Source organism: Fusobacterium ulcerans (genome assembly GCF_003019675.1).
Lineage (GTDB): Bacteria > Fusobacteriota > Fusobacteriia > Fusobacteriales > Fusobacteriaceae > Fusobacterium_A > Fusobacterium_A ulcerans.
The window spans coordinates 647144-671615 of sequence record NZ_CP028105.1 but is presented as its reverse complement, the minus strand read 5'-3'; the positions used below and the strand labels follow the sequence as shown (position 1 = coordinate 671615).

Sequence of the window (24472 nt, the reverse complement as noted above, 5' to 3'; positions counted from 1 at the left end):
ATGGAAATGAATTATTTTAAAAGCTTTGATAATACAGATATATTTTATAGAAGCTGGAATTTTGAAAAAAATAAAAAAACTTTAGTTGTAATTCATAGAGGACATGAGCATTCAGAAAGGTTAAATGATTTTGCATCTGATGAAAAATTTAAAAAGTACAATGTTTTTTCTTATGATTTGAGAGGACATGGATGTACAAAGGAAAAAAGTTCTCCAATATTTATGGATTATGTGAGAGACTTAGATGCTTTTGTAAAATTTATAAAAAAAGAATATGGAATATCAGAAAAAGATATATTTGTGGTGGCTAACAGTATAGGGGGAGTTATTTTAACTGCATGGGTGCATGATTATGCTCCTGAGATTGCTGGAATGGCACTCCTCGCTCCTGCATTTGAAATAAAGTTGTATGTTCCTTTTGCCAAGGAATCTATTATACTTTTAACAAAACTCAATAAAAATGCTAAAGTTCCAAGTTATGTAAAATCAAAGGTATTGACTCATGATGTAAAGGAGCAGGAAAAGTATGATTCAGATAGATTGATAACTAAAGATATAAATGCCAGACTTCTTGTGGATCTTTTAGATGCTGGAAAAAGATTAGCTGATGATTCTGCTGCTATTGATATTCCTGTGTTAATCTTTTCTGCTGGAAAAGATTATGTAGTAAAAAATGATTCACAGAAAAGGTTTTATCTGAACCTTGAATCTGAGTTAAAAGAATTTATAGAGTTGAAAGAATTTTATCATGGGATAATGTTTGAAGAAGGAAGAGAAGAGGTTTATGAAAAAATAGATAACTTTATTATAAAAAGCTTTGCTGTAAAAAAGAAATCTATAGACATACTCCCTGAAAAATTTTCCCAAAAGGAATATGAGAGTATTTTATTAAAAATGATTCCCTTTCATGAAAAAATATCTTTTGGAATACAGAAGTTTATGCTGAACAGATTAGGATGGCTGAGCAGAGGAATGAGTGTAGGCCTACAACATGGATTTGACTCAGGGCCTTCTCTTGATTATGTATATAAAAATGAAACTGCTGGAAAATTAGGTATAGGAAAGCTTATGGACAGATGCTATTTAAACGAGATAGGGTGGAGAGGAATAAGAGAAAGAAAGAAAAATCTTTTGAGCTTGGTTAGAGAGAGAATATCATCATCTGAAAAAAGTATAAAAATACTGGATATTGCTGGAGGGGTTGGGAATTATCTTTTTGATATCAAAAGAGAATTTCCAGATACTGAAATTTTAATAAATGAATTTAAAGAGGAAAATATAAAGGCAGGAGAAAAGGTTATTGAGGAAAATGGCTGGGAAAATATAAAATTTAGTAATTTAGACTGTTTTAAGTTTGAAACTTATAAAGAGTTGAATTTTAATCCTGATATAATAATAATTTCTGGAATATTTGAATTGTTCAATAATAATGAAATGTTAAATGAGGCAGTAAAGGGAGCAGGTGAAATACTTGAAAAAGATGGGTGTATTATATATACTGGACAGCCATGGCATCCACAGCTTCATAAAATAGCTTTTGTTCTGAATAATCATAGAGAAAAAGATTGGGTAATGAGGAGAAGAAGTCAAAAAGAACTTGATAACATTTTTAATTATAATGGATTAAGAAAAAGAAAAATGCTTATAGATAATTTTGGTATTTTTACAGTTTCTTTAGCTGAGAAAGGGGGAGGGGAATGAATATATCAGTATATAACTTAAAGAAAAAATTTCAGGACTTATTGATGCCCCTATGTAAAAAACTGAATTTATTAGGAATAACTCCCAATCAAATAACTATTGGAACAATGATTGGAAGCATTGTATTTTCTCTGTTATTTTATAAGCTTTCTAAATATAGGATACTATTTTTAATAGTTCCTCTGTTTTTCTTAAAGAGAATGGCTTTAAATGCTTTAGATGGAATGATTGCCAGTAGATTTAACAAGAAAACAAATCTGGGAATTTTTCTTAATGAAATTGGAGATATAGTTGCAGATACAGTTTTTTACTTTTGCTTTTTTTCTGTTTTAAATATAAATGTAGTATTATCTATGTTGTTTATTTTTTTAGGGATACTTTCAGAATATACAGGAATCACAGCTATACAGGTAGATGGGAAAAGACATTATGAAGGACCTATGGGGAAAAGTGACAGAGCATTATTTATAAGTTTACTGTCAATTTTTGTATTTTTTAAATTAGATAGCAGATGTATAGAATATCTTCTAATTTTAGGAGTAGGGTTGCTCCTTCTTACTATATATAATAGAATAAAAAATTCTTTGAAAAATATTTCATAAAGGAGGAAAATATTATATGGAAATATTTCAAAAAATTCCTATACTTATTTTTTTCTTTTTTATGGCAATAGGAGCTTATATATTGGTTTATTTATTAAAAAATAAATTCAGTAAAGAGAGATATATAAATCTTTGTGAAAGAATAAAAACATGGCTTATAATAATTGTCATATTTTATTTAGGGAGCATAAACAGAGTATCCATGCTTATTCTCTTTGCTGTGATATCATATTTATCAGTAATGGAATTTTTTAAACTTTTTGATATAGAAATAACTTCTGAGATGAAAATACTGAGTATATTAATAATAGGAAGCAATTATCTTATTATCTATAGAAATATGCTCTATGTTTTCTATTTCTTCGTTCCATGTATGGTAATAGCTATAAGTATGTTTGTTAAAAGAAAAAAGGAGACAGCTGTAAGCTTTTTTCTGAGCATTTACCTGATAAGCTTTATTGCATATCTAGTAAATATAAAATCTGGAATTTCATTGATTGTAGGATATGTTATACTCATAGAATTAAATGATGTTTATCAGTATATTACTGGGAATATTTTTGGAAAAAGAAAGATAGTTCCAAGAATAAGTCCAAGTAAAACTTTAGAAGGAGTAATTGGAGGAGTAGTTTTGACTACTGTAACTATACTTTTTTTCAATACGGTCTATGGATACAAGTTAGGTATCTGGATGGGGCCAATAATATCTATATTTGGATTTTTGGGAGATATTTTAATTTCATATTTTAAAAGAAAAGCAAATAAAAAAGATTCAGGAACAATACTTGCAGGACATGGAGGAATACTAGACCGTGTAGACAGTTTGATATTGAATTCACCTGTTATTTTATTAATAACACTGCATTTACATATTTTAAATTAAAGATTTTAATTCAAAGAAGCTGTATAAAAAGGATAGAGAAGTTTTAAAATGCTATTTCTTTTTAAAATGCTTCTTTTTTTCTACGAAACCAGCAAATGCGTTAATTTTTAAAAACATTGTAGAAAGCAAGGATAATAATTGTTTACTTATAGTTGCGAAAAAAATTATCTGTAAATATATATAGGAGGCTGTTTCATTATTTGAAATTTTGAAGTATAATAGAAACAGGACAATCAATACTTATCTATTCAGATAAACAAAAAAATAAAGCTATTATAAAATATAGGGGGTAAAAATGGCAAAAAGAGAAGTAGCAGAAATTATTTTAAGAAATGTTTATTCTTACAAGGATCCACAAGTAAGAGAGCAGCTGGAGAGTTATATATTAGGGGAAACAAATATAGCTCCATCAGGAAATGATATCAGGCAGAAAATGTCAATGTATCAAGCTTATGGTTTTGAAAATATGAGTTGTTTTGATGAAAATAAAAATTTCATAGATAATGAAGATGGGGAGGTATTAAAAAGATATACAGAATTGATGTACAAAGAAGCTCCAGATAAATTAAGTACTCAATTTCAACTTTTTAGTGGTAAGTACAGCCTTTATAAAAAAATGGGACTCAGTAAGGCTTTTGTAAAGGAAGATTTTCAAAAAACTCTGTTATATACTACAAGATACTGGTGGCAGACAGAAAAAGATGCAGTAGATAAGTTTATTGAAAATTATAAGGATATTGCAGATGAATATATAGATGAATATGATAAAGTTAATGGAAATGCAGCTTTTGCAGCAGGAATGCTTCTTATAGTAAAATTAATTAATGAAAAAAACAGCAATCCAATAGAAAAATTAGGTAATATTTTCTTTGGAAAAAAAGAAAAAACAGTAGAGAAATTAGAGAGATTTTTTTATAGCATATTAAAGAAAAGAATAAAAGAGAAAGCTATAAAAAGAATTCTTGAAAATGATATAAAAGATCCACAAATAGATCAATACTATAATGAACTTGATCCGATAAAACTGGTTTTTACCTCTGAAATGCATGAAGTTATCTTAATCAGCAGAATAATAAAGGAAATAAAAATGACTTCAAATATTATTTTTCAAGGGGCTAGGATAGCAGCAATGGCAGAACCTGTAACATTCCTTTATATTCATAATAATGATGAACAGACAATGAAAAATATAGCAGAATTAAAACTTTCTGATAAATATAAATTGGACTTCTGTCTGGAGCGTATTTCAAGCGATTACAGATATAATGAAAAATATTTTTATAAAAGTATAGAAGAAAGTATAAAGGCTTCTCCAGAATATGTGAAATCTATAATGAAAAGAGAGATAGATGAAGAAGATGTAATGGGAAGTGTACTTTTAAGCCTTCTTCTAAAAAATAATCATCTGACTGAAGAAGAAAGGGCAGCATATTTAAGAAAGGCTGAAAACCTTATAATAAAATCATACAAAGAAATGTACACAAATCAAGATGTATATAGTTATGAATTTCCTGAAATAGGAATGGAGGATTTTGAATTTTTAAGAGATGAAAATGCAGCATTAAATGGGATAAAAATATCTGAAGTTGGAAATGCATATAAATATAGAACTCCAGCAAATAAAATAAACGTTTCAGCACTTTCATTGATTGAATACTCTACAATAGCAAGAAATGCTGTAGAAGTATCACTGAAAATAAAAGGATATGTGAGATATCTTTTCCATTTTATAATAAATTATAAGTGTGTATGTCCTATAAATACTGAAAATGTCTATATAAGACTTTATGATAAAATGAGAATTTCATTTGAAGATGTATGTCAGGGATATTTGGACTATAGATTTTCAGAAGAAGAAACTGAGAAAAAAGAGTTTCTGCAATTTGCTCATAAATATGAAAAAGAAATCTATGAGTTATTAAAAGACAATTCTTTTGAAATAGAAGATTTGAAAAAATTTATCAATGTTCTTTATAAAGAAAATAATGGATTTGATTATGTAGAGTTAACTAATGTATTTGAGAAAAAAATAAAAAGTGTAACAAGTATGGTAGAAGATATGCTTAAGTCTAAAGAAAAGGAAGTACGTTCTAAGATAGAGGAACTGGCAGGGGCTAAGAGCAAGATAACTGCTGATACAGCTATGCGTTTAATAAGAATATGGGATAATGATAAAATAGAAAAAGATTTAAGAAATATAGAAAATATTGCTGAAATAACAGAATATATAGAAAACCTATATACTAAAACTAATGATAAAAATACTCCATATGCAAAAGAGATAGATTATGGAAGTGTGAGAATAAAAGATTCAGAAGAGAAGATTTCAGAAAAAGTAATGAAATATTTTGTATCAGAATATATAGTTTTAAAAGATTTGTATATAATAAAGGGATGTAAAAGAATACAGGAAGTAGTAAATATCTTTGATTTGAGACTTCTAATGAAAAGTATTTTTGATATGTGGGTAGCTGAAGGTTCTACTACAAAATACAGAAACATCCTGCTTCCTCTGGCTCTTACAGCTGGAGAAGCTCAAATACCTATGATTAAAAAACAGATAGACTTTTGGGCAGAAAACAGCAAACCGGGACTTGCTACTTTTGCTATCCAATCTCTATGTATGAATGGAAGTAAAATGGCACTTCTTACTGTGGATAGTATGTCAAGAAAACATAAAAATAAAAGAGTAAAAAGAGCAGCCCTTGAAGCCATGGATATTGCAGCAGAGGCTATGGGAATGTCTAGAGATGAACTTGATGATATAATTGTTCCTGATTTAGGTTTTGGAAAAGACAGAACAAGAATATTCAATTATGGAGAGAGAGAATTTAAAGCAGTATTAGATGATAAGATGGAAATAACACTTTTTGATAATACTGGAAAACAGATAAAATCTCTTCCAAAGGCGTCTGCTAAAAATAACGACAATGAGGATATGGCAGCAGAATGTAAAGAGGAACTGAAAAATATAAAGAAACAGATAAAAATTGTTGTAGAATCTCAAAAATTAAGAATAGCTAAAGCAGTTATTGTAGGAAGAAAATGGAGTATAGACAAATGGAAAGAACTGTTTATAGAAAATCCTATAATGAACAGTTTTGCAACAAAATTAGTTTGGGAAGAAACAGATGATAAAGGAAATATTATAAAAACTTTCAGATATATGGAAGACGGGACTTTTAATACAGTAGAAGAAGAAGAGTATGAAGTGGAAAATGGAACATATATACTTCCACTGCATCCAGCTGATATAAATGAAGAGGAATTGGCAGCATGGACAGAACAGCTTGAAGATTATGAAATAGTACAGCCAGTAGATCAGCTGAATATTCCTGTATATATTCTTAAAGATGAAGAGCTTGAAGAAAAAGAAATATCAGAATTTAAAACTAAGAAGATATATGCTTCAACTTTCAAAAGTGCAGCAAATAAACTTGGATTTAATATGGAATTTGCTGAATATGGTGAATGCTGTGGATGTACTTTCCTAGATGAATCAAGTAATTTGAGAATGTTCATATCTACAAATAATTTCTATCCGGGAGATTACAGTACTATTATAAGTATACTTAAAATAAGCTTTATTTCAAGAGAAAGCAACAGTGAAGTAGTTCTTAGAAAAGTACCTAAAAAACTTATAAGTCTTGCATATCTTGCAGGAAAGATGATAACAGAAAAAGCTATTGAAAACAGGGAGGAATAGTTGTGGAAGTAAAAATTTTAAAACCTACTATGGAGATGAAGTACGCTGAAGAGCTAGAAGCATTGAAAAGTATAGATACAGGGAAAAAGCCAGAAAACTGGCTTATGTCTCCAAAGGCAGTGAGAACATTCATCCTTGGAAGCGATAAAGCAATAGAGCACAATGGGAAAAAAATAAAAATAACTAAGAAATTTTATGGAGATGATTCTCTTGTAGAAAGAAGTATAATAACTCTGGCAGGAAATAGAGGGCTTATGCTGGTGGGAGATCCCGGAACAGCAAAAACTATGTTGAGCGAACTTTTATCTGCTGCTATTTGCGGAACAAGTACAAACACTATTCAAGGAACAGCAGGAACTACAGAGGATATGATAAAGTATTCATGGAACTATGCAATGCTTTTGGCAAAAGGACCTGTAAGAGAAGCTCTTGTTCCAGCTCCTTTGTATATTGGAATGAAAGAGGGAATGATAACTCGTTTTGAAGAGATAACTAGATGTCCATTAGAGATGCAGGACAGTATGATAAGTGTTATGAGTGATAAAATGCTTAATATACCTGAATTTGCAGAAGAACCTGTACTGTATGCAAGACCTGGATTCAATGTGATAGCTACTGCCAACACAAGAGATAAGGGGATTAACGAGATGAGTAGTGCACTAAAGAGAAGATTTAACTTTGAAACTGTTCTTCCAGTGAGTAGTGTAACTATAGAGGCTAAAATAATAGAGCAGGAATGTGAAAAAATGTTTAATGAAGCTAACATAGAAATGAAGATAGATCATAATGTTATTGAGATATTGGCTCTAACTTTTAGAGAATTGAGAGAAGGTATAACTTATGAAAATATAAAAGTAGATGTTCCATCTTCAGTAATGAGTACAGCAGAGGCAGTATCAGTATATTTCCAGACTGCTATTGATTCATATTATTACAGTGATGGAAAAATAACTGCTGATAAACTTGTACAGAATATTAAAGGAGCAGTAATTAAAGAAAATAGAGATGATTTATCAAAACTTAGAAATTATTTTGGAACTGTAGTGAAAAAAAGAGCAGAAAAAGAGGGGTCATTATGGATAGATTATTACGAGGCGAGAAACAATCTGAAATAGATGAAGAAGTAAAAAAAATAGATAAACTTTTTAAAAGAAGCTATGATTTATCTTCTGATTTCGTATTGTTTCCTGTAAGACATCACAGTCCTGTCTGTTCTTTTCATTTGGAAAAAGTAATAGAGGAATATCAGCCAGAGGCTATATTGATAGAGGGGCCAAGAAATGCAGGTCATCTTATAGAATATGCTGTATCTGATAAAACAAAGACTCCTTTTTGTATATATTTAAGCTATGATGACAAGCAGGGAAAAATAAATGAAGAGAAGGGAAAATACAGAGCATTTTATCCCTTCTTGGATTATTCACCTGAACTCACTGCTTTAAAAGAGGGAGCAAAGAGAGGAACACCTTGTGAGTTTATAGATCTTGGTTATGGAGAAAAACTTTTGAATACTCCTGACCCAGAACAGAAAACAGCAGAAAATTATGAAGATGACAGAATATTTCTACAGAGCAGCTATTACAAAATGCTTGTAGAAAAAATGGGCTGCAAAAATTTCAATGAACTTTGGGAAATGCTTTTTGAAATAGAAGGTTTTCATATGGAAACTGAAAATTTTATAAAAAGTCTCTTTTATTATTGCTATTATAGCAGAGAGAATACTTCTCAAGATGAATTGATTTATCATGGAGATATAATCAGAGAGTATTACATGGCTGAAAATATTCGTGAAGCTATGAAAAAATATAAGAAAGTTTTAGTTGTAACAGGAGGAATTCATACAATAGAACTTGTAAATCTTATTACAGCAGAGAAGCTTCCTACATTTAAAATAGAAAAAATAAAGGAAGAGGATTCACCAAGTTATCTTATGCCATATTCTTTTGAAGAATCTGACAGAAATTCTGGATATGAATCAGGAATGGTCTTTCCATTTTTTTATCAGAAAGTCTGGGAAAATATAAGTAAAAAGAGAAAGAAGCCTTTTGAAGAGACAGTACTGCGTTTTATTATCAATACAGCAGGGGCAGTGAGAAAAAAACAGCCCCTTTCAATAGCTGATGAAATGCAGTCATACTATATGGCAAGAGGACTGGGAGAGCTAAGGGAAAAGAAAGAATGCGGAGTATTTGAACTGATAGATGGAGTGAAGTCATCTTTTGTAAAGGGAGAGATAAATTCATATCACCAGCCAGCATTAAAGAATCTCTACAGACTTCTTACGGGAATGGAAATGGGGACAATAGATCCAGACTGTGGAGTTCCACCTTTAGTAAACGATTTTTTTGTTAAATGTAAAAAGTTTAAAATATCTACAACAGTAAGTATGAAAAAGGAAACAAAGCTGGATGTATTTAATAACGAAAGTCATAGAGAGAAGAGCAGATTTTTTCATCAGATGAATTTTTTAGAGACAAATTTCTGTAATTATTTAAAAGGGCAAGACTCTAATACAGGAAAAGGAAGGATACTCCTTAGAGAGACTTGGGAATATCGTTTTTTCCCAGGTGTACAGGTAGCTCTTATTACAAATTCTGCATATGGTGGAACTGTAGAAGAAGCATGTATGTCTTTGATAATAAAAGGAATAGCATCTGAACATAATAATGCCAGAGAGATTTCAGAGAGACTTTTACAAGCAAATCGTATGGGATTGAATTCTATATATGGAATTATTTTTGAAAAACTCATGGATATTATAGGTAATGATATGGATTTTTTAAGTGTATCTGACTGCTTTAAAAATCTTTGTGAAGTAAAAACATATAATACAAGTTTTGCTGGAATAGATATTCCAATACTGGATAAAGTAATAGAGTTAAGTTTGACTCGTATGCTGACACTGATATATACTGTTATAAATTCTAAAAAAGAAGATGAAGACAGTATCTGCGATGGAATAAAATTCCTATATACTTATTTTATAGACAGTATAAATAAAGAGGAAGAGGAATCTTTTATTCAAAGTATGTTTTCAATATATGAAGATAACTCAGCTAATACAGCTTTATCTGGAGCTGGGAGTGCAGTTCTTTTTAAGAAAGGAAAAATATCTCTGGAAGAAGCTATGAATAAATTTAATTCATATCTTAATGGTTCTGATATTTCTAAAAAAATGTCAGCTTCTTTTCTTAAAGGATTTTTTAAGATAGCTAAAGATATAGTATTTGTAGATGACAGAATGCTTCACTCTTTAGACAACATATTAAAAGAAACTGATGGAGATCTGTTTTTAGAAATACTTCCAGATTTAAGATTTGCATTTACATATTTTCTTCCTTTTGAAACAGATAAAATAGCTAAACAGGTATCTTCATTTTATGATATATCAGGAGAATCTTTGCTCTATGGAGATGTTTTTGATCAAAAAGAAATGGAAAAAGCACTGGATATAGATAAATATTGTGCTGGAAAACTAGATGAATGGCTTCTGGAAAAAGGGGGAGAAGATGGAAGATAAAAAGACACTGAATAAGTGGAGGCTTGTTCTGGGAGAATTTGCTCAGGATAGTATGAGTCTTGACCCTCAATATGCCAGTATGGATTCTGTTCTTGACTTTCTTTACTCAAGGGAATATTCAGAAGAACAAGGAATACGTAAAGAGGGAGGAAGAGGCGGTTCAAGCCTTACTGTTCCAGAATGGATAGGAAAAGTGAGAGAGCTCTTTCCAGAAGAGACAGTGGAAATAATGCAGAAACAGGCAATTTCTAAATATAAATTGACAGAACTTCTTACTGATGAAAAAATTCTTAAACAGATGCAGCCAGATATGGAATTATTAAAAAATATATTGGCTTTTAAAAGAATGATGAGCCCTCAGGTGCTTCAGACTGCTAGAAACATAATAGGAGAAGTAGTAAAAGAGATAGAGGAGAAATTAAGAAAAGAGATAATTGAAGCTTTTCATGGAAAGAAAAATCCATATAAAAGTGGAGTACTTCGTACAATGAGAAATTTTGATTTTAAAAAAACTGTAAGAAGAAATTTAAAAAATTATGATGTAGAAAGAAAAGTTCTTGTTCCATCAAGATTGTATTTTTCTTCTCGTATAAAAAAGCAGAATGAATATCATATAATAATAGTAGTGGATCAGAGTGGAAGTATGGTTTCCTCTGTAATATATAGTGCTGTTATGGCTGGAATATTTTCTAAATTATCTATGATAGATACAAAGCTCATAGTCTTTGATACAAATGTAGTAGATCTTACTGATTATGTAAGCGACCCAGTAGAAACTCTTCTCAGTGTACAGCTAGGAGGAGGAACAGATATTTCAAAGGCACTTGATTATGCTGCTTCTAAAATAACACAGCCTCAAAAAACTATTGTTGTATTAGTAAGTGACCTCTATGATGGGTATGATTATAGACAGATGTACAAAAGAGTATTTGATATCATAGAAACTGGAGCGAGAATGTTTGTACTTCCTGCTTTGGATTACAGTGCTCAGGGAAGTTATGATAAAAATGCTGCTCAGAAAATGGCAAATCTAGGTGCTGATGTGGCAGCTATCACACCAAAGGAGTTGGCACAATGGATAGCAAAAATAGTATTATAAATGAAATAAAATCTTTTCTTCCTTTTATTAATGAAGAATTTATAGTGAGCATTTCAAATAAAGGAATATATAAACGTTCTATAAAAGATTTGGAAAAAGCCAGAGAGAATATTTCATTGGCAGTAAAAGATACTGGGCTCATAGAAGTAAAAATAGAAGATGCAGTGGTGGAGTTAAATGTAAATATTCAAAACAGTAAATGTACATGTCCATCTTCCAGCATCTGTAAACATATTGTAATGGCTCTCCTTTATTTAAAGGAATTCTATGATAATAATCAAGATGGAGCTGAAGAGATAAAAGAAGAGGCAAAAGAAGAAATTGATGAAACAGTATTCTATGAGGAATTAAAAAAACTTACTGGAGAAAAGGTATTAGAACTAGTTGGAAAGAAAAATTATAATTCTCTTATCAATTCAATTTTTATAAGAAATGAAGCAGTGTTTGAATATGGAGATATGCTTACTGTATCTATTGCCAGTCAAAGTGTAAAAGTATATTTTCCAAAGGAAAACTCTATAGAAAATGCTATGTGTTCTTGTAAAGAAAAAGGAATATGTTCACATAAAGCATATGCTCTGATATCTTACTTGATAAAGGAAGGAAAAATAACAGAGGAAGACACAGAGTATGATAAAATAGAAATAGGAGAAAAGGAGAGAGAAATTATACAAAATCTCCATCTTTTTATAAGTTCTATATTTGATAGAGGAATATCTGGATTAACTGGAAATGAAATAAGCCAGGCAGAAAAATTCTATATACAGACTTATGGAATAAAATTTTTTGCAGCAGCAGATGAATTAAAAAATCTTTCAAGTGAACTGGGATTTTATTTTTCTAAAAATATATCTTTTTCTAATAAAAGATTGATGCATATATTATGTTCTGTCTATAATAGGACATCAGCTCTTCTTGTGACAGAAAATAACAGAAAGAAACTGATGCTGGCAGGACAGAGACAGGAAGAGAAATTTAATCTTGATAACATTGAATTAATGGGATTGGGAGCTTCTGGAGGACTGACTAAAAGAAATGATCTTTTAGTAACAGCTTATTTTTATTGTAAGGATATAAAAACTATTTTATCTATGAGCACTCTCAGACCTTATGAAAATAGTTCACAATTGGGGACTTTGTACAATATGGGACAGGTATGGTCAAACGATCTTTCTTTCAAAGAAGTATCCATGTCAAAAATGACTTTAAGAGATGCAAAATTATCTACTGGAAAAGTATCTTCTGCAAAATCTACAGTTTGCAGTATAAAAGGAAAAACTTCAGAAGAGGATGTACAGGAAATAGCAGTTTCTGATTACTCTTTCATAGGAGAAGAGTTAAGAAAACACAAATTTAAGTATTTTGAACCATATTCAGCAACTAAAAATATATTTTTAATAAAAGCAGAAGAGATAAAAAATATAGAATATGATAAAATAGAGCAGAAGCTTAAATTTGATTCTTGTGATTCAAATGGCAATATTATAACATTTGATATAAAATATAGTTCTGTGTCGGAAAATGCTATAAAATATTTTGAAAAAAATAAAACAGGACTTTATTTTGAATATATACTTGGAAGTATTAGTGAAAAAAACGGTATAATGAATGGAAGATTTTTAAGTGGAATGCAGAGTGGTCAGATAAAAAATATATTTTTTTAAGCAGGTGAAAAGATGAAAAATAGTAATGTTGTAGAAACAATAATAAATGATACAGAAAATATTATGAATGATATTTTTCTAAGTGGTTTTCATACAGTGCAGCCTGCAACTTTTGAAAAACTTGAACAAATAGAAAATTTATGCAGGAAAACGGGAATGGATAGAGCAGGAGAGCTTATAAATGATTTAAAAAATGAACTTAATAAAAGAAGAAATAGTTTCGAATATGATGTGAAAATAGCTACAGATATATTTTGTAAATTAGAATTTTATATTCAAAATGCTAAAGATATGATTTCTTAAAAAAGTATAATTTTATTTCACATTTTATTAAATAAAACAGCAATTTCTTTTATAAACACAACTATAAAAAGAATTTTTTCAAAAATATAAATATTAAAGTAGTAAATTTGAAGAAAAAGAGGAAATAATCTGGAAATACTTAAATAGCTGTGTTAAAATATAACTACATTAGAGCACCAAGGGGGATACATAATAATGGATGAGAACAAAGATGAATTAGAGATAGTAGAAGAAGTAAAAATTCAGAGAAAAGATCAAGATAGAGGAGGATTTGCCTGGGGATGTCTAGGTTTTTGTATTCCAATAGTTGGTTTAATATTATGGCTGGTATGGAGAGATGAAAAACCTAAAACAGCAAAAGCAGTAGGAATAGGAGCTTTGGTCAGTGCAATTATAGGAGCAGTATTTGTTGTTATTTATTTTATATTTCTTGTTTTTATTATAGGAATGACTATTGCTACAACAAGCTAATGCATAAAGCAGGAAAATTTTTAAAAATACTGTTTATGTGTCATTCGAGACCAGAGAGAAGTTTTTACTTCAAAGGAGAGCAATTTCCTATATGTGCAAGATGTACAGGAATACTTTTAGGATGGGTGCTTGGAATAATATATGGTATTTTATCAGAAGTTCCACAGGGATATATTACTATCTCAATCCTTCTTCCTTTAATAGCTGATGGTGTAATACAATCATTAGGAATAAAAGAAAGTAATAATATTAGAAGAATTATTACAGGAATTTTGTTTGGCATGGGAACTATATTTATTTTTATATACTTTCATAGAACAATGGTGAAATTAGCTATTATTTTTCTGAAAAAATATATTTTTATTCAATAAAAAATTTTAATTTAAAGAACAGAATTGAATTATTTTGATTCTGTTCTTTGTGGTTAGATGTAGATAAATTAATATGAAGGAGGATAGAATCTGTTTTAATATAAAAAGATTCTAAATATAAAGTGGCAAGATTCTTACTGAATGTATTCAGAAAAACTAAAAATGAAAAGATAATTGATAAAGGAAGAGATTGCTATGATAATAAGCAGCTCCTTGATTACCGAATAGAAAAAACTCAAAAAAAAGGTAAAACTATATTTGAGATGGAAGGAAAATTCAATGGAAGTGTAGATGTATACAAGCCCAGCATTAACTTTACTAAAGATGAACTTATGGATTACCATTGTAATTGTATTTACTATAATTTAAATAAAAGTATATGTAAACATATAGTAGCTATGGCATTTGAAGGAAATAATTTTTTAGAGGGATTAGAAACAGAAAAAGAAAGAGAAATAATAGAATACTTTAGAAAAGAAAAGGCACCTAAAGAAAAAATCGGTTTAGATGCTGACTTATGGATAGTTAATAAAAATGATACTGAATCAAGTGTTGATATAGATTTAACACTCTTGATAGGTGGAAGAAAATATAAACTTAATGAGAAGATTTCAGAATTCTTAGAAAATTATGAAGAAAATTCTATGAGATTTGGAGCATTGTATACGTATGATCCTCAAAGAGAATATTTCATTGGTTGGGAAAAGGAATTTCTTGATTCATTAAAAGAAATTTATGAATTTTATACTTCTAATAATCAAAGGGAAGAGTTTTCTATCGAGAAAATATTTGAAAGAAAAAAATCTGCTGAAAGACTTCTTAATATATTAGAAAAGAATGAACAAATAAATATTAAAAAAGAAAAGTTAGAAAAACTTATAAAAGTTGATTTAGATTATTATAATGAAAAAATCAATATAACTTTTTCAGAACCTATAAAATATCTGAGCATGGGATATAGTTATATTGGGTATAGAGATATTATTGATGTGAAAATATACAAGGTATCTCCAGAAAAATTGGAAGAATTCAGAGAATTTGAAAGAATAATGAAATTGAAAAATTGGAATTTAAGTTTAAAGGAAGAGCACTTGAAAGATATAGTGAATAAAATATCAAGATTCGCTAAAGTAAATATAAGCAAAAGATTAAAAGAAAGAGTATATAAACCTAAGCTAATGGATATTGGAATATTTATAGATTCAAATGCAAAAAAAGGAATAGAACTAACTATAAAAAAATTATATGATGGAAAAGAAAAGAAAAACATAGATAAACTTATTATTTTAGATAAAGAATCAGATAAAGAAATAGAAACAAAAGACATTGTTAAAATATTAGAAAATTATAGATTTTTTAAAGACAATGAAAAATATGTCTTAGATAATCATGATAAAATTTATCTTTTTGTAAAAGAAGGTATTCCTAAGCTAAATATGAAATATAAAATCTTTTATTCAAAAGATTTTAAATTAAGAAAATATGAAACAGTAAGTTATTGTGCGTCAACTAAAATAACTGATCTTTTTGAAATAAACTTTGAAATAGATGGAATTGCAAAAGAAGAAATTTTAGGTGTATTAAAAGCTGTTAAAGAAAAGAAAAAATACTATATTCTTAAAAATGGAGATATACTTTTTTTAGGAGAAAATAAGAATATGGAAGAATTTTCAGAATTGTTGGAAAAAACCGAAGCAAAAAGGGATGAGATACTTTCAGGAAAAATAAAAAGAGAAAGAAATTATGGATACTTTTTAGCAAAATTTTTAAATAGGTTGACTAGCATGGAGAAGACAAAAAATCTTGAAACTGTCTATAAAAAAATTATACAGTGTAAGGAAAAAAATAATAATCCAGACATAGACAAAAACTTTCCAATATTAAGAGAATATCAAAAACTAGGGCTACAGTGGCTTTTATTCTTAAGGGAATTAGGAATGGGAGGTATATTAGCAGATGATATGGGGCTTGGAAAAACTTTACAGATAATATCATATTTTTCTGCAATAGAAGAACAAAAAGGCTTAAAACTCGTAATAGCACCAAAGGCTCTTATGTACAACTGGAGAAATGAGTTTAAAAAATTTGCTCCACATCTTTCTGTAAAGATTATAGAAGGGGAAATAGCAGCAAGAAAAAGAAAAATAGAAAATTCTAAACCTGGAGATATTCTCATAAGTACATATGGTTTTTTAAATAAAGATATGGATTTCTATAAGGATATTTCTATTGACACATTGGTAATTGATGAAGCTCAGAATATAAAAAACTATATGTCTAAAACTGCTAGTTGTGTAAAAGAAATAAAAGCAGATATAAGAATAGCTTTAACAGGAACTCCAATAGAAAATAATGCTTTGGAATTGTGGAGTATTTTTGATTTTGTTTTTCCTGGATATTTAGGGAAACATATAAAATTTAAAAGGCAATATAGGAATGACTTAAAAAGTTTAAAAGAAGTAATAGCGCCGTTTATTTTGAGAAGACTAAAAAGAGAGGTCCTCAGTGAACTGCCAGATAAGATTGAAACTGATATTATTGTTGAATTAGGAACAGAGGAAAAAAAGCTTTATCTAGCTTATTTAAAAAAATATAAAAGAGAAATTGCTAGTGAAAAAAATTCATTGAAAATATTTCTCTACATTACAAGATTGAGACAGTTGTGCAATCATCCGCAACTTTTTTTAGAAGACTATAGTGGTAAAAGTTCAAAATTAGAAGCACTATTGGAGCTTTTAGAAGAATGTAAAAGTGGAGGACACAGGGTATTAGTGTTTTCTCAATTTACTGAAATGCTGGAAATAATTAAAAAAAATATGCCTGAAAATATGACATATTTATATTTAGATGGTAAAACAAAAGCAAAAGAAAGAATAGAATTAGTAGAAAACTTTAATTCGGGAAATGAAGATGTGTTTATTATCTCGTTAAAAGCTGGAGGAAGCGGTCTCAATATTACTGGAGCAGATACTGTAATACATTTTGATCCATGGTGGAATAGCTCAGTTGAAGATCAGGCTACTGCCAGAGCTTATAGATTAGGACAAAAAAAGAATGTAAATGTTTTTAAAATGGTAGCTAAGGGAACTATTGAGGAAAAAATAAATACGATAAAAGAGGGAAAAGAAGAATTAATAAGAGAAATATTAGATCAAAATGAAGAGTTGAGTGTTTTGAGTAAAAAAGAGATATTAAAATTATTGTATGTAAAATAAAATCTGGACAGAAATGAATAAAAATGGTAGAAGATAAAGAGATATATAAAAAAAATCTTGGAGGAAAGATATGATAAAAAAGATAGCAGCATTAACATTATCACTATTTTTATTGGGATGTGGAGGAAAAACTGAGGAAAAGAAGGAGACTAAAAATGAAAAGGTAACTGTAACTGTAGCTCAGGCAGCAAAACCTAAAACTTTAGATCCGCCTCTTGCTAATCAGGTAGCATCTATGACTGTAGCAAGACAGGTATTCAATACTCTTTTAGCTGTAGATGATGAAGGAAATCTTATTCCTGAAATAGCAGAAAAATGGGAATTTGAAAATCCAAAATCTATTCTTTTTACTATAAAAAAAGGAATAAAATTTCATAATGGTGCTGAACTTACAGTGGAAGATGTAGCTTTTTCTGTGGAAAGAATGAGAGAAAAAGCTGGAACTCGTATACTTTTAGAAAAAATAAGTGGTGTTGAAATAGTGGATGATACTCATGTGAGAGTACTTTTATCTAGTGAATTTTCGCCATTGCTGTATAATATGACTCTTTCTCTTTGTGGAATAATAAATAAAGAGGATACATTGAAAAGAGGAGAAAGTGAAATAGCTGTAAATCCAAATGGAACAGGACCTTTCAGACTTACTTATTGGAATAGTGGAGATGTATTAAGATTTGAGCCATTTGAGGATAGCTTTATGGGAAAACCTGAAATAGATGAGCTTGTATTTAAAGTTATACCTGAAGGGAACAACAGACTTATAGCTCTTGAAACTGGAGAAGTGGATATAGCATATAATCTTAGTCCATCTGACATAAAATTTGTAGAGGAAAATAAAGATCTTACTCTAGTAAACAGACCTTCTATGAGAACTGAATATGTAGGATTTAATACTGAAAAAGCTCCATTTAATAAAAAAGAATTTAGACAGGCTGTAAATAATGTTTTAGACAGAGAAGGAATATTGAGTGCTGTTTATGACAATGCAGGAGAGCCGGCTACTTCTATGGTAAGTCCTAACATGATAGGAGGAAAACCAACAGGGGATATCAGCTTGAATTTAGATAAAGCAAAAGAACTTTTAAACAAAGTTGGAGATATTCCTAAAGAGATGAAAATAATGACAGATTCTACTCCAGCCAACATTCAGACTGCTCAGATTATACAGGCTAACTTAAAAGAGTTAGGAATAGATTTGATAATAGAGCCAGTTGAATGGGGAACTTATCTTGAAAAGAGTGCTATTGGACAACATGAATTGATTTTAGGTGGATGGTTCCCAGGAACTAATGACTCTGATATTGTCTTATATCCACTTTATCACACAGATGCAAGAGGAGCAGCTGGAAACAGAAGTTTTTACAGCAATCCTGAATATGATAAATTAGCAGAACAAGGCAGACTTGAAACTGATATGGATAAGAGAGCTGAAATCTATAGAGAAGCTCAAGCTATATTGGAAGAAGATCTTCCATTGATACCTATTCTTAGAAAAAACGAGTTAGTAGGAATGAGAAAAAATATAACTAACTTTATATTCAGACCAAATGGACATCATGTTTTAACAAAGATAAAAAAAATTAAATAAGAAAAGAGAAATGGGGTTGCTGCAAGTTAGTGATAAACTAATTTACACAGCCTCTTTTTATTTTAAAAAAGCTGACAAGAAAGAAAATTTCCAGCCAGCTTTAAGTTATTTTATTCTAATTAGATTTTCCATATAAACTAGGTGAAAAAAGTATTAATATAGGGAAAATTTCCAGTCTTCCTAAAAGCATTACCAGAGACAATATAACTTTATTGATAGCAGAGAAAGATGCATAATTGGAAGTTGGTCCAACTATTCCCATTCCTGGCCCTATGTTGTTAAATGTGGCGGCAACAGCACTGAAAGCAGATAGAAAATCGGGAGAATCCCAGGCTACAAATAAAATAGCTATCAGGAATATAGTGATATACAACATTAAATAAGTACTTATTCCACTAGATAGTTCTTTTGTAATAACTTTATTATCCATCTTTATATTTGTAACTCTATTGGGAGTACCTATTTTTTTAAATTCTCCAACAACTGTTTTAAAAAGTATTGCTATTCTTGAAACCTTTAATCCTCCAGCCGTAGAACCAGCACATCCACCTACAAACATAAGAAGGAGAAGAACTGTTTTAGAAAATACAGGCCATGTATCAAAATCCACAGTAGAATATCCTGTTGTAGTAATTACTGATGAAACAGTGAAAAATACATCTCTAAATAAACGGCTGATACTTGTATATGAAGATGATATATTTACTGAAATAGCAATTATAGCTATTGCAACTATACCGCAATAATATTTTAATTCTTCATTTTTGAATACTTGCTTATAGTTTTTTAAAAGCAAAGCATAGAAAAGGTTAAAATTCATACCACATAGAAGCATTCCTATTCCAAGAACATAATCAATATATGAGCTGTGATAATAAGCAATACTGCTGTTTTTTATTCCGAATCCTCCAGTTCCTACTGTACCGAAAGCATGAACCACAGCATCAAAGAGAGGCATACCACCAAGCTTCAACAATATAGTAATAACAATGGTGATAAAAATATATATCATGTAAAGAATTCTTGAATTATAAGACATTTTTGCAACTAATTTACCAAATGTAGGACCAGGGACTTCAGCTTTCATTATGTGAAGAGACTGGTTATTATTTTTAGGCAGTATAGCTAGTGCTAGAACCAGTACACCCATTCCTCCTACAAGATGTGTAAAACTTCTCCAAAATAGGAGAGATTTTTCCAGAGCTTCAACATTAGTTAATATGCTGGCTCCTGTTGTAGTAAAACCACTTACTATTTCAAAAAAAGCATCTATAAAAGAAGGTATTCTTTTACTGAATACAAAAGGAAGAGCACCAAAGAGTGACAAGGCTATCCATGAAGCTGATACTATAACGAGTCCTTCTTTAGCATAAATCTTTTGATTTTCAGGAACTTTCTTAGAAATAAGGATACTGGAAAATAAAAGTAATATTATTGTGAAAAAATAAGCTTTTTTGACTATAATATCTTCATGATAAAAAAAACTTAATGCCAATGGAATCAGCATAAATCCAGTTTCTATTTTTAGAATATGCCCAATTACATATCTAACCATTTTATTATTCATATTTCATTCCCCATTACTTTAGTATTTTATTGATATCATCTAAGAATTTTTCAGTAGTAACAATAATGACTCTGTCCTGAGGTTTTAATACATCAAGCCCTCCAGGGAATATCAGCTGACCTTTTCTTAGAATATAGGCAATAAGAAGATTATCTTTTATATCCAAATCTTTCAATGGGATATTAATAACATTACTGTTTTCAGGAACTTTAAATTCAATAGCTTCAACATTGTTGTCCACAAGTCTGTAAAGTGTTTCAATATTTTCTCCTTGAGAACTTACCAATGATCTGACTATTCTTACTATATAGTCAGCAATTATTTTTTTAGGAGTAACAATAGATTGGAGACCTACAAGCTCCAGAACATTAAATAGAGATATACCATTTATTTTTGTAATAGTTTTTTTGATTCCTAATTTATTGGCATACATAGAGAGAATAATATTTTCTTCATCTATCCCAGTAAGAGATACACAGGCATCATATTCACCAAATCTTTCTTCATCAAGAAGTTCACTGTCAGTTCCATCTCCATGAACTACAACAGCGTTTTCATATATACCGCTCAATTCTTGAGCTTTTTCTTCGTCAATTTCAATTATTTTTACATCCATCATTCTTTCTAAAAGTATCTCTGTTAAGTAGTAAGTAATACGCCCACCACCAATTATAACAACAGATTTTATACGCTCTTCTTTATGTCCAAGAGACTTGTAAAATTTAGAAAGTTCACTTTGAATGCCAGTTACATAGATTCTGTCTCCAGCCTGTAAGATAAAATTACCTGTTGGAATATACACTTCCTGTCCTCTTTTTACAATACAGACTAAAATACTTGCAAAATATTTATTTTTAAATTCTACTAACTTTATTCCATCTAAATAGGTATCTTTTTCTACAAGAACTTCTACAAGATTCACTTTATTTCCAGCAAAAGTTTCAACATTTAAAGCATTAGGAAATTCTAGATTTCTAGCTATAAAATAAGCAGCTTCTGCTTCAGGATTCAGCATTATATCTATTCCTAAAGAATCACTCATAAATTTCATTTGAGAAGAATATTCAGGATTTCTGACTCTGGCTATTGTATATTGTGCTCCCATTTTTTTTGCTATTACTGATGAAATAATATTGATCTCATCAGAATGTGTAACAGCTATAAAAATATCTGCTGTCTCTACAGAAGCTTCTCTTAATACTTCACAGTTAGCTCCGTTTCCAACTAATCCCATAATATCAGAAGATGAAAGAATTCTGTCTAATATTTTTGGATCCTCTTCAATAAGCGTTATATCATTTCCTTCTATAGCAAGGTCTTTGCAGAGCAGTTCCCCTATTTTTCCTGCACCAACAATCGTAATTTTCATACCATACTCCTATTTAAAAATATAATTATATTAATTTTTAGTATGAGATAATTATAGCACAAGATTCATATGTTTCCAAAATTAAAAAATATAAAATAAAGGGGGAAATTTCTTTTTATGCCATCCTCTTTGTAAATTACTTGCAAAAAAAAGTTGTCTACTAAAAGGGGGTATGTCTATCCTTTTTCTATCCTCTTTTATTGGGGTTCTGATATAAAGATTTGTCAACCCTCCCCTACCCATTGGTAATGGGAAATCTAACTCCTTGGAAGCAAGGGGGAAGGTATAAAAAAATCTTTTTAAAAGGGGAGATAATTATGAGAAAATTAGCACTTTTACTAGGTTCTTTACTTGTTGTAGCATCTGCATCTGCAAAAGAAGTTGTTCCAGCTCCAGTTGTTGTTGAAGAAGCTCCAGTTCAAGTAATCGAAAAAGAAGTTATCGTTTACAGAGACAAAGAAGAAGGATTCAGACCTAACGGGTATGTTGATCTTTCATTAAAATTTATGGGAAAAACTGAAAATCATGATTATGCTGATTGGCATACTAGACAAGATTATTCACAAACTCAATTAGTTGGAAATCTTAATATGACAGAAAATCAATCATTATATTTCAGAGTAAGAACTAGACATGATTGGAATGCATCAGAAACTGAAAAAAATGATATGGGAACTCAAACAAGATTAAGATATGCATATGATCATGGATATCTTGGAGATTCTAAAGTTAATTTTAATTCAAGAGTATGGTATGAAGATGGATATACTGGAACTCAAAAAATCCAATATTTTGCGGCATTTAATTTTGTTGAATATATGTTCAGCAATGATTATATAAAAACTACTGACTTTACAGTAGCACCTAGATATACTTATGAATGGTCATCTAATAATGATGCATATGTTAATAGATTTGGATTATATGTAAATATTGAGCATCAATTACCATGGGGATTCAGTACTCAATTAGAAATTGATGGACTTGAATACAATATGTATGGACAAGATCAAAGAGTTGGAACTAAGAAAAACGATACTGTTGATGATGATTTCAGAATACAAGTTGGAGCTTATTTATATCATGGAATGAATCTATATGCTAATGATAAAGTGTCTGTAGATTGGAAATCAGCTGGAGGATACGATACTTATGAATGGCATAGTGAAGATATATATGGATATGCTTTAGATGCTAGAGACGAAGCTACAAGATACGATGATGCAAACTATGAAGCGTATATTGATACTACTGTAACTGTTTCTTACCAAGCAACTCCATCTGTAAAAGTTTATGGATATGTTGGAGGAGAATATAGAAACTGGACTAACACTACTGAGAACACAGCTTCTAACTGGAGATGGCAACCATATGTTGGTGCTGGATTCAGAACTTCATTCTAGTCAAATTTAAAAAATTAAATAATAAATTTTTAGTGCTCACATTTGTGGGCACTTTTTTTGCTTATAGATAAATATTAATTGATTTTATTTGAAAAAAAGGGTAACATATATAATAAGACTATAATAATGGAGGTCATAATTATGGAAATAAAAAATGTAAATATATATGAATATTTTAAAACTTTAAAAATAGATGAGTACTTTGAATTGATAAAATCAGCTAAAACAAAAGAAGAAAAGGAATTTTACTTTAATGCAAGAAACTTTTTACTTCAAGAAGAGCAGAAGAAGATTATAGAAGAAGGAATATATTAATATGAAGGTATATACTATTTTTGCAGGAGTAAATGGAGCTGGAAAATCAACTTTATATAATATTGAAATAATAAAGAATAATGATTTAGGAAAAAGAATCAATACTGATGAAATAGTAAAAGAGATTGGAGAATGGAAAAACTCATCTGATCAGATAAAAGCTGCTAGAATTGGAATTCAATGGAGAAATGAATTTATAGAAAAAGGAATTTCTTTTAATCAAGAGACTACTTTAACAGGGAATACTGTTTTAAAAGGAATTTTAAAAGCTAAAGAAAAAGGTTTTAAAATATATCTTCACTATATTGGAGTAAAAAATGTAGAAATTGCAAAAGAAAGAGTAAGAATAAGAGTAAGAAATGGTGGTCATGGAATACCAGATAAAGACATAGAAAAAAGATATGTTGAATCATTTGAAAATCTAAAAAAAGTTTTTAAGATATGTGATAAAATAACTGTATATGATAATAGCGAATATATAAGAGAGTGTCTTCTTGTAGAAAATGGTGATATCATATGGAATGAAAATATTCCTGAATGGCTGGAAAATATAATTAAATATATTTGAAAAAGTTTGCTTTTTACAGTGAACTTTTTTAATTTTTTGAAATATTTTTTTGTCTACTAAAAGGGGGTATGTCTATCCTTTTTCTATCCTCTTTTATTGGGGTTCTGATATAAAGATTTGTCAACCC

General features: G+C 29.6%; 18 protein-coding genes. 16 read left to right on the top strand and 2 right to left on the bottom strand.

What is annotated here, in order from left to right; all coding sequences use genetic code 11:
* The 13 genes from C4N20_RS03095 (at nt 1) to C4N20_RS03035 (ending at nt 19123) form a co-directional block, all read left to right on the top strand.
* Complete coding sequence (locus tag C4N20_RS03095) at nt 1-1701, top strand: bifunctional alpha/beta hydrolase/class I SAM-dependent methyltransferase (protein ID WP_005980970.1); 1701 nt, start codon at nt 1-3, stop codon at nt 1699-1701.
* The gene (locus C4N20_RS03090) at nt 1698-2303 is read left to right on the top strand and encodes a CDP-alcohol phosphatidyltransferase family protein (RefSeq protein WP_005980971.1); all 606 of its coding nucleotides are present in this window, start codon (nt 1698-1700) and stop codon (nt 2301-2303) included. Before C4N20_RS03095 ends, C4N20_RS03090 begins: the two co-directional genes overlap by 4 nt.
* A 16-nt stretch (nt 2304-2319) precedes the next feature.
* Nucleotides 2320-3186 (top strand): phosphatidate cytidylyltransferase, encoded by an 867-nt coding sequence (locus C4N20_RS03085; protein WP_005980973.1) that lies wholly within the window; start codon nt 2320-2322, stop codon nt 3184-3186.
* Nucleotides 3187-3481: 295 nt separating this feature from the next.
* On the top strand, nt 3482-6892 hold the full coding sequence (locus tag C4N20_RS03080) for a DUF4132 domain-containing protein (RefSeq protein WP_005980976.1): 3411 nt from the start codon (nt 3482-3484) through the stop codon (nt 6890-6892).
* 2 nt (nt 6893-6894) lie between these two features.
* On the top strand, nt 6895-8007 hold the full coding sequence (locus tag C4N20_RS03075) for an ATP-binding protein (protein WP_005980978.1): 1113 nt from the start codon (nt 6895-6897) through the stop codon (nt 8005-8007).
* Entirely contained in the window at nt 7968-10412 is a 2445-nt protein-coding gene (locus C4N20_RS03070; protein WP_005980981.1) for a DUF5682 family protein, read from the top strand. The genes C4N20_RS03075 and C4N20_RS03070 overlap by 40 nt, the downstream gene beginning before the upstream one ends.
* Complete coding sequence (locus C4N20_RS03065; protein WP_005980984.1) at nt 10402-11511, top strand: VWA domain-containing protein; 1110 nt, start codon at nt 10402-10404, stop codon at nt 11509-11511. The genes C4N20_RS03070 and C4N20_RS03065 overlap by 11 nt, the downstream gene beginning before the upstream one ends.
* Nucleotides 11487-13175, top strand: coding sequence for an SWIM zinc finger family protein (locus C4N20_RS03060; protein WP_005980987.1), 1689 nt, complete (start codon nt 11487-11489; stop codon nt 13173-13175). The genes C4N20_RS03065 and C4N20_RS03060 overlap by 25 nt, the downstream gene beginning before the upstream one ends.
* 12 nt (nt 13176-13187) lie before the next feature.
* On the top strand, nt 13188-13478 hold the full coding sequence (locus tag C4N20_RS03055) for a hypothetical protein (RefSeq protein ID WP_005980989.1): 291 nt from the start codon (nt 13188-13190) through the stop codon (nt 13476-13478).
* A gap of 195 nt (nt 13479-13673) precedes the next feature.
* Nucleotides 13674-13949: a hypothetical protein gene (locus C4N20_RS03050; RefSeq protein WP_005980990.1), complete on the top strand. Its 276-nt coding sequence runs from the start codon at nt 13674-13676 to the stop codon at nt 13947-13949.
* Nucleotides 13949-14320, top strand: a complete 372-nt coding sequence (locus C4N20_RS03045) for a DUF2085 domain-containing protein (protein ID WP_005980992.1) — start codon at nt 13949-13951, stop codon at nt 14318-14320. Before C4N20_RS03050 ends, C4N20_RS03045 begins: the two co-directional genes overlap by 1 nt.
* Before the next feature lie 122 nt (nt 14321-14442).
* On the top strand, nt 14443-17535 hold the full coding sequence (locus C4N20_RS03040) for a DEAD/DEAH box helicase (RefSeq protein ID WP_005980993.1): 3093 nt from the start codon (nt 14443-14445) through the stop codon (nt 17533-17535).
* A gap of 70 nt (nt 17536-17605) precedes the next feature.
* Nucleotides 17606-19123: an ABC transporter substrate-binding protein gene (locus C4N20_RS03035; RefSeq protein WP_005980995.1), complete on the top strand. Its 1518-nt coding sequence runs from the start codon at nt 17606-17608 to the stop codon at nt 19121-19123.
* Nucleotides 19124-19238: 115 nt separating this feature from the next.
* Here the strand turns inward: C4N20_RS03035 and C4N20_RS03030 are convergent, their stop codons facing one another.
* Entirely contained in the window at nt 19239-20690 is a 1452-nt protein-coding gene (locus C4N20_RS03030; RefSeq protein WP_005980996.1) for a TrkH family potassium uptake protein, read from the bottom strand.
* Nucleotides 20691-20703: 13 nt separating this feature from the next.
* Complete coding sequence (gene trkA, locus C4N20_RS03025) at nt 20704-22059, bottom strand: Trk system potassium transporter TrkA (RefSeq protein ID WP_005980998.1); 1356 nt, start codon at nt 22057-22059, stop codon at nt 20704-20706.
* Nucleotides 22060-22376: 317 nt separating this feature from the next.
* Between trkA and fomA the strand changes: the two genes are divergently transcribed.
* From fomA to C4N20_RS03015, 3 genes are all read left to right on the top strand, one after another.
* Nucleotides 22377-23462, top strand: coding sequence for a major outer membrane protein FomA (fomA, locus tag C4N20_RS03020; protein WP_005981000.1), 1086 nt, complete (start codon nt 22377-22379; stop codon nt 23460-23462).
* A 141-nt stretch (nt 23463-23603) separates the two neighbouring features.
* Nucleotides 23604-23777 (top strand): hypothetical protein, encoded by a 174-nt coding sequence (locus C4N20_RS16465; protein WP_005981002.1) that lies wholly within the window; start codon nt 23604-23606, stop codon nt 23775-23777.
* A 1-nt stretch (nt 23778) separates the two neighbouring features.
* The gene (locus tag C4N20_RS03015; RefSeq protein WP_005981004.1) at nt 23779-24345 is read left to right on the top strand and encodes an ATPase; all 567 of its coding nucleotides are present in this window, start codon (nt 23779-23781) and stop codon (nt 24343-24345) included.
* Nucleotides 24346-24472 lie beyond the last annotated feature (127 nt).